Raw genomic sequence first — 13,267 nt, 5'->3', positions numbered from 1 at the left:
TTTATGATCGAAAAAATATTGATCGCAAACCGTGGCGAGATTGCGGTTCGGATTATTCGGGCATGCAGAGAAATGGGAATTGAAACTGTGGCAGTCTATTCGGAGGCTGACAAGGAGGCTCTTCATACCCAGCTTGCGGATGAAGCAGTCTGTATCGGTCCGGCGCAGGCATCGGAAAGTTATCTGAATATGCAGAATTTGATCAGCGCAGCGCTCGTTTCGGGAGCAGATGCGATTCATCCCGGATTCGGATTTTTATCGGAAAATGCAAAATTTGCAGAACTTTGCGAACAGTGCGAGATTACCTTTATCGGTCCTGATTCTAAAGTGATCGGTAAGATGGGAAATAAAACAGAAGCAAGAGCAACAATGATCGCGGCAGGGATTCCGGTTATCCGGGGGACAAACGGAGCGGTTTTAGATCTGGAAGAAGGGAAAAAAGAAGCGGCGCGCATCGGATATCCTGTGATCATTAAAGCCGCCTTGGGAGGCGGAGGAAAAGGGATGCGGACAGCGCAAAGTGAAGAAGAGTTTGAAAGTTGTTTTGTGACGGCGCGCAAAGAGGCGGAAAAGGCATTCGGAGACGGAACAATGTATATCGAGCATTTTGTGGAGCATCCTCGTCATATTGAATTTCAAATCATTGCAGATTCATATGGAAATATAGTTCATCTCGGAGAACGGGATTGTTCGATACAGAGAAATCATCAGAAGATGATCGAAGAGTGTCCATGCGCCGCGTTGTCAGATGAACTTCGTAAAAAAATGGGCGAAACGGCGGTAAAGGCCGCAAGGGCCGCAGGCTATACAAACGCCGGAACAGTAGAGTTTCTGTTGGAAAAAGACGGTACATTTTATTTTATGGAAATGAACACAAGGATACAGGTGGAACATCCGGTAACGGAGTGCGTAACCGGGATCGATCTGATCAAAGAGCAGATACGGATCGCAAACGGCGGGGAACTTACTTTCAGGCAGGAAGATATCAGGATGACAGGTCATGCGATCGAATGTCGGATCAATGCGGAGATACCGGAGCGCAATTTTACGCCGTCAGCCGGAAGAATCACAGATCTGCATCTTCCGGGAGGAAACGGGATCCGTGTAGATACGGCTGTTTACAGCGGATGCGAGGTGCTGCCTTATTATGATTCCATGTTGGCGAAACTGATCGTTCACGGGAAAGACCGTCGAGAGGCGGTAGATAAGATGAGGAGCGCTCTGGGAGAAATTATTATAGAAGGAATCGGAACGAATGTCGATTACCAGTATGAGATTTCGGAAAACGAGGATTTTATATCAGGAAAGACAGATGTGGATTTTATTCGGAGGCTGAGTAGTGAAACTGCATAATATGTTTAAAAAGACCGTAGGGAAAGAACATGGAACATCGAAAAATACAAAAGTAAGAAATGTTCCCGAAGGATTGCTGAAAAAGTGCAATAAGTGCGGCGCGGCTATTTTGGCAGAGGATGCCGTAAATAACAATTATATTTGTCCGAAGTGTCACGGATATTTCAGGATGCATGCAGGACGGCGGATCGAGATGATCGCAGATCCCGGAACTTTTGAAGAATGGGATGCAAAGATGAAGTTTGAAAATCCTCTGGAATTTAGCGGTTATGAGGAAAAAGTACGAAGATTAAGGGAACAGACCGGACTTGACGAAGCGGTCGTTACAGGGAAAGTTATGGTCGCGGGCCATCCGGCGGTGATCGGAGTATGTGACGGACGTTTTATGATGGCGAGCATGGGCGAAGTGGTCGGTGAGAAGATCACAAGAGCGATAGAACGGGCTACGAAAGAAAATCTTCCGGTTATTTTGTTCGCATGTTCTGGAGGCGCAAGGATGCAGGAAGGGATCGTTTCTCTTATGCAGATGGCGAAAACGGCGGCTGCGCTGAAACGGCACAGTGAAAAAGGGCTTCTGTATGTGAGCGTTTTAACAGACCCGACGACAGGAGGAGTAACGGCAAGCTTTGCCATGCTTGGAGATATTATTCTGGCAGAGCCGAATGCGCTGATCGGGTTTGCAGGACCGAGGGTGATCGAGCAGACGATCGGAAAGAAGCTGCCGAAAGGATTTCAGAGGTCGGAGTTTTTGCTCGAACATGGATTTGTAGATCGGATCGTAGAGCGGTCGGAAATGAAAAGCGTTCTTGCGCGTATTTTGCATATGCATGACCGTACAAAAGAAAAAACAGAAGAAAGTACCGGGGAAACCGAAAAGATTGAAAGCACTACACAAGAAGATACTATGCCAAAACAGGTGCGGTCAAAAGGCGGAATAAGCGCGTGGGAAAGAGTTCTTCTTTCAAGAAAAACAGACCGTCCGGTCGGAACAGACTATGTGAATATGCTGTTTTCTGATTTTATGGAATTTCATGGCGACAGGCTTTTTAGAGACGATCCTGCAGTGGCAGGAGGAATTGCAATGTTCGGGAACATTCCGGTCACGGTGATCGCTCAGGTGAAGGGAAAGACGACGAAAGAAAATGTGACACGCAATTTTGCGATGATGTCTCCGGAAGGATATCGGAAAACATTACGATTGATCCGGCAGGCAGAAAAGTTCGGACGTCCGGTGATCTGTATCGTAGATACTCCGGGAGCATTTTGCGGACAGGAAGCAGAAGAGCACGGACAGGGAGAAGCGATCGCTTCAAACTTATATGAACTGTCCTCGATAAAAGTTCCGATCGTTTCGGTACTGATCGGGGAAGGCGGAAGCGGAGGAGCACTGGCTCTGGCTGTGGCAGATGAAGTGTGGATTCTGGAAAACTCTGTCTATTCGGTTCTTTCTCCGGAAGGATTTGCAAGTATACTCTGGAAAGACAGCAAGCGTGCGTCAGAAGCGGCGGAAGTGATGAAACTGACGGCGGATGATCTGAAATGCTTAGGGATAGTGGAACAGGTGATCAGAGAACCGAAGTCGTATACGTCACAGACAATGGCTGGGGTATGTGAAGAATTAAAAAACATGCTCAGCGTTTTTTTGAAAAAATACGGATCTATGGATGAAAGACAACTGCTGAATCATCGATATGACAGATTTCGTAAAATGTAAAAAGTGCTTCTTTTCCGAACAAAGTGTGTGCTATAATATAGGTTACGAAAATGCAGGCGCAAGAAGCGTCGGTTATGGAACACAATATATGGAAAAGGAGGAGGTCCGATGGATGCATACAGAACAATTAATGATACGCTTGTAAATCTGTTTAATGAAATATGGGAATTAGAAAAAGAAGCGATCATAACCGAAGAATTTAAAGATATTACAAATAATGATATGCATATCATAGAAGCAATCGGATTATCCGGTGAAAATACAATGTCATCCGTAGCTAAAAAGCTGAAGATCACGGCGGGGTCTCTCACAACTGCGGTCAATGCGCTTGTCAGAAAGGCATATGTGAAGAGGGAAAGAAGTGAAGAGGACAGACGGGTCGTATATATAGCGCTTACGGAAAAAGGAGAGAAAGCTTTTTATCATCACGAGCAGTTCCATCGTCAGATGACCAACGCCGTGATAGAAAAGCTGGATGACGAAGAAATTGACGCACTTGTAAAAATGCTTAAAGATATTTCTGCATTTTTCAGAAGTTATCAGTCATAACACAGGAAAACGGAAATCTGATAAGGCGGGATTTGTGGTATGGATGAATTTATTTTTATTTTGGAATTGATCGGAACAGTAGCGTTTGCTTCTTCGGGAGCAATGATCGCCATAGAAAAAAAGATGGATATTTTCGGGGTAAATGTGCTCGGGGCGACAACTGCGGTAGGTGGCGGGATCATGCGGGATATCATACTCGGATTGACGCCGCCGGGGGCGTTTTCGCATCCGGTCTATGTTCTTGTGGCGGCGCTGACATCGACGATTCTTTTTGTGATCGCATATGCGAAACCGACGGCTTTTGAGTCTCGGGTAAAGACAGATTATTATGATAAGCTGATGTTCTGGTGCGATACGGCAGGACTTGGAATATTTACAGTAGTGGGGATACAGGCGGCGGTGCGGGCCGTCGGCGGGGAAAATGTGTTTTTCTTTGTATTTATCGGAACGCTTACAGGAGTAGGAGGAGGGGTGCTTCGTGATATTATGGCAGGCGAGACTCCGTATATTCTTGTAAAGCATATTTACGCATGCGCTGCGATTGCGGGAGGAATCGTCTGTGTAGTCGGAAGAACGGCATTCGGAGAAGCTTACGGTACGATATTAGGACTGGCGGCAACGGTGCTGCTCCGTTTTTTGGCAGCTCATTTCAGGTGGAATCTGATGCGTGTATCATAAGGTTTTTCATCTCGGAAAATAGCCGGATGATAAGAAAATTACAGTGAAGGCGGACTGAAATTACAGCAAGAATGATAAAAATTTGACGTTTTCTGAAAAATGAGGTACAATCCCCTATGAAACTTTTTGATTTGGGTTGAATAAGTGATACTGAACAGGATTAGAGAGCGGTATCGGAAATACTTGGTTGTATTATTTTAGGAGGGAACAAGTATGGCAGTAAAGAAAACAACTTCGACATCAAGGGCAGCGGCTAAAATAGCAAATGCGATCAAAGCGGAGCCTGCAAAGGCGGCTAAAACAGCGGCGAAAGCAGTAAAGGAAGAAGAGAAAACAGCTGTGAAGGCAGAGGAAAAGGCAGAAGTGAAAGCTTCTGAAAAAGCTCCTGTAAAAGCAGAGCCGGAAAAGAAAGAAGCAGCGAAAGCGATTGAGACAAAGAAAGACACAACGAAAAAGCTTGAGACAAAAGCGGCAGTTTTGGTAGATACACCGGAGACAGAAGAGAAGGCAGCTGTAAAAAAATCAGTAAAAGCTCCGGCAAAGGCAGAGAAAAAAGCGCCGGTGAAAAAGGCGGCATCTAAGAAAGCGGAACTGAAAACAGAGATGTTTCTTCAGTTTGCGGGAAAAGAATATACAGACAAAGAGATTTTTGACAAAATAAAATATGTTTGGTCAAAAGTTTTGAAAAATAAAGTCGGCGATATGAAAGATGTTAAGATCTATCTGAAGCCGGAAGAGTCAGCAGCTTATTATGTAATTAACGGCGATACGACAGGTAAAGTCGATCTGTAAAAGTCTGCTATCCTCTCTGTAGCGGGATTGCCCCGGCAGGGAGGTTTTTTATTTATATGAGGAGAAAGGAAGGCGTATGGCATGAGCGAAAATACGAAAAGTAAGATGACGGAGAAGAAAGAACAAAGGAAACGGCTTGAACAGCAGATCCGTTTTATTATTGAAGCGGACAAAGTGAAAAGCGTTTTTCGGCAGACATATCTTGCCGACGGAAGCCGGAAAGAAAACGATGCGGAACATTCATGGCATCTGGCATTGTCTGCGATACTTTTGAAAGAGCATATGGACGCGCCTGTTGATCTGATGAAAGTGATCGTCATGGTACTGATCCATGATCTTGTCGAGATAGATGCGGGTGATACTTATGCATACGATTCCGAGGGCACCAAGTCAAAAAGAGAGAGGGAGTTAAAAGCGGCAGAGCGTATTTTCGGTATTCTTCCAAAAGATCAGGGAACATATTTCAGAAGTTTGTGGGATGAATTTGAAGAATATAGTACAGAGGATGCAAAATTCGCTCATTTGCTCGATAATTTCCAGCCGCTTTTATTAAATGACGCATCAGACGGGAAAAGCTGGGCAGAGCATGGAGTGCATAAGGCTCAGGTGTGTAAGCGAAATGAGCGGATTGCGGATACGTCGGATATCGTATGGGAAAAAATGCTTGAAATTATGGATAAACATGTTGAGAAAGGAAATTTGAAAAATGTATGAGCGGGAAACAGAGCGGCTGCAAAAGATGATTGAAGAAAGTGAAAGTATCGTTTTCTTCGGCGGAGCGGGAGTTTCGACAGAAAGCGGAATACCGGATTTTAGAAGTGCGGATGGGATTTATCATCAGAAGTATCGTTTTTCACCTGAACAGGTTGTAAGTCATACGTTTTTTATGAGGTATCCTGAAGCATTTTATGAATTTTATAAAGAAAAAATGATGATTCTTGATGCAAAGCCGAATGCGGCTCACCTGAAATTGGCAGAACTGGAACGGGCGGGAAAACTTACGGCTGTCGTTACGCAGAATATAGACGGTCTGCATCAGTTGGCAGGAAGTAAGCGAGTGTATGAACTGCATGGCAGCATTCACAGAAATTATTGTATGAACTGCGGGAAATTTTATGATGCACAATATGTCAAAAAAAGCGAAGGTGTTCCGAAATGCTCCTGCGGGGGCGTCGTGAAACCAGATGTTGTCCTTTATGAAGAAGGTCTTGATGAGGAGACGATCCGGGGCGCTGTGGAGGCGATCGCGTCTGCAGATATGCTGCTTATCGGAGGCACGTCTCTCGTAGTTTATCCGGCAGCAGGATTTATCGATTATTTCAGAGGAAGCCGTCTTGCGGTGATCAATAAATCAGAAACGGCAAAAAATATCCGATCAGAACTGACGATTTCAGCTCCGATCGGAGAAATATTAAGCCGGATAAAAGTGTGATCAGTCAGATTCCCATCGTCCGGATGCGCCGCATGGGAGGACAAGTCCCGAATCAGTGACAGGAAGTCCGATTTCCTGCGACTCTACATGGCCGTTCCATGGCTTTAGTTCTGTCGAGATCATATACGTAAGTACAGCGGGTGCAAGCCCTGTCGTATAGGAATTGACAAGGAAAAAAAGGGCGTCTTTAGACAAGATCTTTGTGCAAAGTTTGATGAGCGGGTGGATCATATCTTCGATCTTCCATATTTCGCCTTTCGGACCGCGGCCATAAGACGGAGGATCCATGATGATCGCGTCATAAGTATTGCCGCGGCGGATCTCCCGTTCGACAAATTTTACACAATCATCGACAAGCCAGCGGATCGGAGCGTCTTTCAGCCCGGAAGACACTGCGTTTTCTTTCGCCCAGCCGACCATGCCTTTTGAGGCGTCCACATGGGTGACATGCGCTCCGGCGGCCGCTGCCGCAAGAGTTGCGCCGCCTGTATAGGCAAAAAGATTCAAAACTTTTACCGGGCGTCCCGCGTTTCGGATCTTTTCCGAAAACCAATCCCAGTTTGTCGCCTGTTCGGGAAAGAGTCCGGTATGTTTAAAACTAAATGGTTTCAAATTAAATGTAAGAGATCCATAGTGAATCTGCCACTGCTGAGGCAGACTGAAAAATTCCCATTCCCCGCCGCCTTTTTTACTGCGGTGGTAATGGCCGTTCATCTGTTTCCATCCTTTATGATTCTTTTTCGTGTTCCAGATTACCTGAGGATCGGGGCGAACAAGAAGATAATCTCCCCATCGTTCCAGTTTTTCTCCGTTAGAACAATCTATAACTTCATAATCTTTCCAGTTGTCTGCAATCCACATAATAATATCCTTTCTCCATACAGTGTGTGCGAATATAGCTATAGTTTACCACAAGCATGTACAACAGGAAAGCATAAAACAATCTAAATTGTAACAGTTCAGCCATGCAGCGCGGTTTTACGAATGCACAGGCTGAGCTTTTACTGTCTGTGGATTTCGTCAACTTGAATTTTCAAAGTGAAATACGGCATGATTCATGATACAATATAAAATAAGAAATAAAATTTTGAGGGAGATGTCTTATGGTGAAAATGACAGTAGATGCAATGGGAGATCACTGTCCGATTCCGGTAGTGAAAACAAAAAAAGCGCTTGGAAAATTACAGGGAGCAGGACAGATAGAAGTGCTTGTAGATAACGAGACGGCAATGAAAAATGTCATGAAGATGGCAAAAAGCAGCGGCGCGTCAGCGGAATCGGAAAAGATCAGCGATCGGGAATACAAAGTGATGATTACGGTAGAAGAGAAGAACGCGGCTGTATCAGAAAGCGATCAAAAAGGACAGACCGCAGGAAAAGAAAGCCGGGCGCAGGCAGAAGGCGGGGGGAAAGAAGCAGGCGAATCGGATCACAATCCGGCAGCAGAAAATGGAAGTAACAGTAGTGCGCAGGGGATGAACAAAGTGCAGTTATCATCTGCGGGATGCGCGACATGTATCGGAACGGTCGTTGCGGTTTCTTCTGATAAAATGGGAAGCGGAAATGATGAGCTGGGCGCAGTTTTAATGAAGAGTTTCTTTTTTGCGGAGACGCAGCTTGATACGCTTCCGGATAAAATCCTTTTTTACAACGGAGGCGCGAAACTTACGGTGGAAGGTTCGGACTGCCTAGAAGATATCAGGATTTTGGAAAAAGAAGGCGTCGAGATACTGACGTGTGGCACATGTCTTGACTTTTACGGATTAAAGGAAAAACTGGCAGTCGGAGCAGTGACAAATATGTATACGATTGCAGAAATTCTTCAAAACGCAGTCAGCGTTGTTTCTCCGTAACGACAGGAGAAGGACATAAGGAAAAATATTTATTATGGGTGAAAAAGAAAGAATGGCAAAAAGTATAAACGGATAGATAAAAGTGTAAGGACAGTATTGCAAAAGTTTGATACAATACGATAACAGCTCATAGGAAAGCGGCATGTTTTGTCCCGAAATGCAGCTTTTGAGTTGAGTAAGTTTACATGGGGAAAAGGAAAACAAAAATACAGATATCCCCTACATAATAAGGAGGTATTAAGACAAATGAAAAAGACCAAAAAACTGGTAATGTCATGGCTACTTGCCTTTTGCTGTGTCATCACTTTGGTTGCGCCGTCTGTCGTAAATGCGGCAGCAGATGATTTCGAGATCATCGATGATACAGACGCACGTTTTGTATATTCAGACGGTAATGCAAATAACGGCGGATGGGAATCGGCGGGAGCGGGCGACGCTTCCGTTACAGAGCACTGGAGCAACACGGCAGGCGCGACATTGGACATTACATTCAACGGAACAAAACTGGAGCTTTACGGTAAAAAAGCTGCAAATCATGCAATGTTCAGCGTGAGCATTGACGGAAGCGAGGCAGTAGAATGCGACGCCTATGCCGCAGTGACAGAACCGGAGGCAAAATTGTTTGAAAGCAAAACGCTTGCGGCAGGAAATCATACAGCTCATATCACAGTTTTAGAAAAAAGAAATGAAGCTTCTACAGGGACAGGAAGCGTTTATGGCGTACAGTTTGTGTATGCAAAAGCATTTGAGGCAGAGATTGCCGAGCCGGAATTTCCGGGATATACAGAAGTTGACGATGCTGTTTTTACAACAAATCATGAGCCCTTCAAGATCCAGTACGAGCCGGCAGGCGCTTGGACTGCGGGAAGCGGCAACGGAAATTTGTTTTATAACGGAACAGAGCATTACAGCGCAAAAGGCGTTGATGTGTCTTATGAGATGATCTTTACTGGAACCGGAGTAGAGATCCATGCCAGCAAAAATACAGTTCATATGAACTGCGACGTTTATATCGACGATGTGAAAGTCGGAGAACTGGCGGCACAAAATGCCGGAGCAATGCACAAACAGAAATTATTTGAGAAAAAAGATCTTGCGAATACAAAGCATACGCTTCGTGTCGTTCCGAAAGAGGGAGAAAGCATTGAAGGCAAAGTAATACAGCTTGATAAGATTGTTGTTTTTCACGATGAAATTACTGTGCCTGATTCGATCGTATTGAACCGGACGGAGCTGACGATGACACCCGGCGCTTCATCAGAGCTTACGGCGTCTGTCATTCCGTGGAATGCAAATGCGAAGCTTGTGTGGACAAGCAGCGACAGCAGTGTTGTAGAAGTAAACGATGGAAAACTGACTGCAAAAGAGATCGATGTGAAAAAGACAGTTACTGTCACAGCGGCAAGCGCTGAAGACAACAGTGTTTTAGCAGAAGCTAAGATTACAGTCGATCCGGCTCTGGCATTTATGAACGCATATGTAGGCAATGAAAAACTCTTAGAGACAGAGCTTGATTATGATAAGCTGAAAGCAGGAAACGGAAGCGTTTATAACGGAACAGCCTGGTTGAATGATGAACTGAATTCTAAAATTGTCGTGACGACAGAAAAAGACGTTCACAATGTTCAGGTTACAGCAAGCGATTTCAAGAATGAAAAGGGACAGGTTTTGTCAAAAGACAATATTGATATTAAATGGCTCAAAGAAATTGCGGCAAAAGAAGGACGTAACGCACAGGGGCAGACAAAAAATTATCCGGATGTGATCTACAAAGGCGGGAAGAAAGATATCGATGCACAAGATGTACAGTTTGCATGGGTAAATATCGCGATTCCGAAAGATACAGCGGCAGGAAATTATACAGGTACGATTACGGTTTCGGCGGACGAATTAGACAAGCCGTTCGAGCTTACGTACAACATCGAAGTGCTGAACCTTGTACAGCCGGCGCCGGAGGCAACAGAACTGCAAGTTTGGCAGCATCCGTTTTCAGTTGCGAATTATTATTTAGGTTTAGGTGAAAATCCGTCGGGCGGCATCACAAACGAGGTGCGGGAAGATTTCTATTTTACAGAAAAACATTTTAATTTGATGAGAGACTCGATCAAAGAGTATGTTTCGATCGGAGGTCATGACGTAGTTGCCAATGTCGTAGAAGAGGCATGGAATCATCAGTCATATTATAACGATCTTTCGATGGTAAAATGGACGAAGAAAGCGGACGGAACATGGGAATTTGATTATGATTGGTATGATGCATGGATCAATTTCATGATCGAGTGCAAAGTTTTAGATCCTGCAAACGGAATCGGACAGATCAAGTGTTACAGTATCGTTCCATGGAACAATCAGATCGCTTACTATGATGAAGCGCAGGGTAAAGTAGTGAAAGAATCACACAATCCGGGAACTGCAAAGTGGAAAGAGATGTGGGAACCGTTCTTAAAAGATTTTATGGAACATTCCAAAAAAATGGGATGGTTTGACATCACTTATATTTCAATGGACGAAAGAGGGCTCGATCAGCTTGAACCAGCGGTTGAGATGATCGAATCAGTGAAAGACGAAGATGGAAACCACTTTAAGATCTCTTCGGCGCTGAACTATGCAGCTCCGGAATATTATGAGTTTACAGACCGTATCGATGATATTTCGATCAATCTCGGAAACACAGGAAACGTACAGCAGATGAACGATCTGTCAGATCACCGCAGAGACTTAGGTCTGACGACAACGATGTACACATGTACGGGAGATTATCCGAGTAACTTTATGATCAGTGATCCGGGCGACAACTATTGGGATATCTGGTACACGATGACATTAGGAACAGACGGCTATATGCGTTGGGCATGGGATAACTATGTATACGATATGCACGGCGATGCAACTTACCGTTACTGGGAGCCGGGCGACGGATGGTTCATTTATCCGATGGAAAGAGAAGCGGTAGGAGAGGACTTTAACGCTTCCTTCTACAGCACACCGCGTTATGAATTGTTCAAACAAGGTATCCGTGATGTGGCAAAAGCAAAATATCTGTTGAACAGTGAAAGCGCGACAGCAGAAGAAAAAACAGAATTGACAGATGTTGTAGAGCATTTGGCAAAACCGCAGAAAGGAACATATCAAGGTTCTGCGGTGGCGGCATCCGAAAAAGACCGTATGCTCGTTCATTCTGAAACAGAGCGCGCTTTAGATGCGACAAACGCGCTGGCAAGAAACGTTGCGGAGAGGGAGAACCCGAATCCGAAGCCGGAAAGCGCAGATAAAACAGCGCTTAATGCGGCGATTAAAGATGCAGAAGCTTTGAAAAAAGAAGATTACACAGCAGAAAGCTGGAAAGCGTTTGAGACGGCGTTGAATGCGGCAAAAGAAACAGCGGCTGATAAAGATGCAGCTCAGACAGAAGTAGACAACGCATTAAACGTATTGAATGCGGCAGTTGCTAAACTTGAGAAGGTGAAAGATCCGAATCAGCAGCAGCCGGTTCAACCACAGCCGGAGCAGACAAAACCGGATAAGACGACTCCTCAGACAGGAGATCGGACAAACGCAGCGCTTCTGTTTGGATGCGCAGTTCTTTCGGGAGCAGGTGTGTTCTTTGCATATCGCAGACGCAGAACAATAAAATAATCGTTTTCTAAAGTAGATTTCGGAAAACAGAGGAAAAGAACGAAAGAGTCGGAGACGGATCTTTCGTTCTTTTTGTAACGGTGGAGGGATGAAGTCCGAAAGATTCTTTTTTGGTCTGCTTTAGAAATCTACAAAACAGTTGTTAAACAGGTAGATTTGAGTCATAATAAAAACGACTATTATGGATTTTTTCGGAGGAAGAAGAGATGAGGAAGATGGAGAAGATTCATTTAACACAATTTGCAAAACACGGCGGCTGTGCTGCAAAAATCGGTCCTGATACGCTTGGGAAAGTGCTTGGGAGGCTTCCGAAGTTTCATGAGGACAACCTGCTTGTCGGTTTTGAAACTTCGGATGACGCGGCCGTATATAAGCTTTCGGACGATACGGCAGTGATACAGACACTGGATTTTTTTACGCCTGTAGTAGACGATCCCTATACGTTCGGACAGATTGCGGCTGCGAATGCGCTAAGCGACGTATATGCGATGGGAGGAGAACCGAAGATCGCGTTGAATATCGTCTGTTTTCCCGGGAAACTGGATCCGGATTATTTAGGGGAAATTCTGCAAGGAGGCGCGGAAAAGGTTCTTGAATCGGGAGCTGTCCTTGTTGGAGGACATTCGATACAAGATGACGTTCCGAAATACGGACTGTCGGTTATGGGACTTGTTCATCCGAATCGCATCTATAAAAACTTCGGATGTAAAAAAGGAGATGTTCTGATCCTTACGAAACAACTGGGAAGCGGAATCGTCAATACGGCGGTCAAAGCACAGATGGCTTCGGAAGCTGCCGGGAAAGAAGCGGTTGCCGTGATGACGCAGTTAAACAAAAAGGCAAGGGAAATACTGGACAAGTTTACGATCCATGCATGTACAGACGTTACCGGGTTCGGGCTTCTCGGACATTGCGGGGAAATGGCTTCGGCGAGCAGAGCGAAGATAGAGCTTTGGCCAAAAGATATCGCCTATATTGAAGGGGCAAAGGAATATGCGCAGATGGGACTTATTCCCGGGGGAGCATATCGCAACAGAAATCATGTCGCACAGCTTCTTGAAGCGGGAAATACCGATGAGATGTATGTAGATCTGCTCAGTGACCCGCAGACTTCCGGCGGTTTGCTGGCGGCAGTTCCGGAAGAAGAAAAAGATGCGATTTTGGAAGAATTTGATAAAGCACAGATGGAAACAAAAGTGTCGGTTGTCGGAAAAGTAATAGACTCCGAATGTGAAGAAGCAAAAATATATATCCGTTAAT

General features: G+C 45.0%; 11 protein-coding genes. 10 read left to right on the top strand and 1 reads right to left on the bottom strand.

What is annotated here, in order from left to right; genetic code table 11:
• Positions 1-3 precede the first annotated feature (3 nt).
• From RUMTOR_RS04505 to RUMTOR_RS04475, 7 genes are all read left to right on the top strand, one after another.
• On the top strand, positions 4-1,353 hold the full coding sequence (locus RUMTOR_RS04505) for an acetyl-CoA carboxylase biotin carboxylase subunit (RefSeq protein ID WP_004845949.1): 1,350 nt from the start codon (positions 4-6) through the stop codon (positions 1,351-1,353).
• Entirely contained in the window at positions 1,340-3,067 is a 1,728-nt protein-coding gene (gene accD, locus RUMTOR_RS04500; protein ID WP_082241026.1) for an acetyl-CoA carboxylase, carboxyltransferase subunit beta, read from the top strand. The genes RUMTOR_RS04505 and accD overlap by 14 nt, the downstream gene beginning before the upstream one ends.
• Before the next feature lie 108 nt (positions 3,068-3,175).
• Entirely contained in the window at positions 3,176-3,616 is a 441-nt protein-coding gene (locus RUMTOR_RS04495) for a MarR family winged helix-turn-helix transcriptional regulator (RefSeq protein WP_004845946.1), read from the top strand.
• Between the two features lie 39 nt (positions 3,617-3,655).
• Entirely contained in the window at positions 3,656-4,294 is a 639-nt protein-coding gene (locus tag RUMTOR_RS04490; protein ID WP_004845945.1) for a trimeric intracellular cation channel family protein, read from the top strand.
• Between the two features lie 213 nt (positions 4,295-4,507).
• The gene (locus RUMTOR_RS04485) at positions 4,508-5,086 is read left to right on the top strand and encodes a DUF6465 family protein (protein ID WP_004845944.1); all 579 of its coding nucleotides are present in this window, start codon (positions 4,508-4,510) and stop codon (positions 5,084-5,086) included.
• Between the two features lie 81 nt (positions 5,087-5,167).
• Positions 5,168-5,800, top strand: a complete 633-nt coding sequence (locus RUMTOR_RS04480) for an HD domain-containing protein (protein ID WP_004845942.1) — start codon at positions 5,168-5,170, stop codon at positions 5,798-5,800.
• Positions 5,793-6,518, top strand: a complete 726-nt coding sequence (locus RUMTOR_RS04475; protein ID WP_004845941.1) for an NAD-dependent protein deacylase — start codon at positions 5,793-5,795, stop codon at positions 6,516-6,518. Before RUMTOR_RS04480 ends, RUMTOR_RS04475 begins: the two co-directional genes overlap by 8 nt.
• Here RUMTOR_RS04475 and RUMTOR_RS04470 read toward each other — a convergent pair whose 3' ends face one another.
• A complete protein-coding gene (locus tag RUMTOR_RS04470) occupies positions 6,519-7,379 on the bottom strand; it encodes a class I SAM-dependent methyltransferase (RefSeq protein ID WP_004845939.1) in 861 nt (286 codons plus the stop codon).
• Between the two features lie 242 nt (positions 7,380-7,621).
• Here RUMTOR_RS04470 and yedF point away from each other — a divergent pair, with 242 nt between their 5' ends.
• From yedF to selD, 3 genes are all read left to right on the top strand, one after another.
• Positions 7,622-8,371 carry a sulfurtransferase-like selenium metabolism protein YedF gene (gene yedF / locus RUMTOR_RS04465; RefSeq protein WP_004845938.1) on the top strand — a complete coding sequence of 250 codons (750 nt, stop codon included), beginning with the start codon at positions 7,622-7,624 and terminating at the stop codon, positions 8,369-8,371.
• A gap of 246 nt (positions 8,372-8,617) precedes the next feature.
• A complete protein-coding gene (locus tag RUMTOR_RS04460) occupies positions 8,618-12,007 on the top strand; it encodes a glycoside hydrolase domain-containing protein (RefSeq protein ID WP_004845937.1) in 3,390 nt (1,129 codons plus the stop codon).
• Positions 12,008-12,222: 215 nt separating this feature from the next.
• Complete coding sequence (gene selD / locus RUMTOR_RS04455) at positions 12,223-13,266, top strand: selenide, water dikinase SelD (protein WP_009321337.1); 1,044 nt, start codon at positions 12,223-12,225, stop codon at positions 13,264-13,266.
• Position 13,267: the final 1 nt, after the last annotated feature.

This window comes from [Ruminococcus] torques ATCC 27756, assembly GCF_000153925.1.
GTDB lineage: Bacteria > Bacillota > Clostridia > Lachnospirales > Lachnospiraceae > Mediterraneibacter > Mediterraneibacter torques.
This window is presented reverse-complemented; position numbering and strand designations above follow the sequence as displayed.